Raw genomic sequence first — 710 nt, 5'->3', positions numbered from 1 at the left:
CAAGCTTGCGAATTGATCCTTTCCAATAGCGGCAAAGTTGTCGTGATGGGTATGGGCAAATCAGGCCACATTGGCAACAAGATTGCAGCAACGCTTGCCAGCACAGGTACATCAGCGTTTTTCGTTCACCCGGGTGAAGCAGCGCATGGTGACTTGGGTATGATCAGCGCGGGTGACATTGTTATCGCTATTTCTAACTCTGGCGAGTCCCATGAAATCTTGTCTCTCTTCCCTGTTCTAAAGCGTTTAAACATTAAAATCATTAGCATGACGGGCAAGCCAGAATCCAACATGGCAAAACTGGCTGACTTGCACTTGCAAATCACTGTCCCTCAAGAAGCTTGTCCACTTGGTCTTGCACCAACCAGCAGTACCACAGCAACTTTAGTAATGGGCGATGCGCTAGCAGTTGCCCTACTTCAAGCGCGTGGATTCTCAGCAGAAGACTTCGCTCTCTCACATCCTGGTGGTGCTTTAGGAAGAAAATTGCTACTTAAGCTGTCTGATATTATGCACTTCGGAAATGCATTACCGAAAGTGTCTCCAGATGCGTTGATTCGCGATGCACTTTTGGAGATTTCAGAGAAAGGTTTGGGAATGACCGCCATCGTGGACGAGCACGATGCTATGCTTGGTATATTCACCGATGGTGACTTACGCCGCACTTTGGATAAGCGCATTGATATTCATACCACGGCTATTGGTGAAGT

1 protein-coding gene is annotated in these 710 nt (G+C 47.6%); it reads left to right on the top strand.

Features of this window, described 5'->3' with window-relative positions:
* Positions 1-710, top strand: a 710-nt coding sequence (locus tag R8N47_RS23760; RefSeq protein ID WP_318185921.1) for a KpsF/GutQ family sugar-phosphate isomerase, incomplete at both ends; no start/stop codon positions are given.

Source organism: Vibrio sp. 2132-1 (assembly GCF_033344315.1).
Note: the sequence above shows the minus strand (reverse complement) of the source record. Positions and strands in the feature narration are given on the sequence as shown.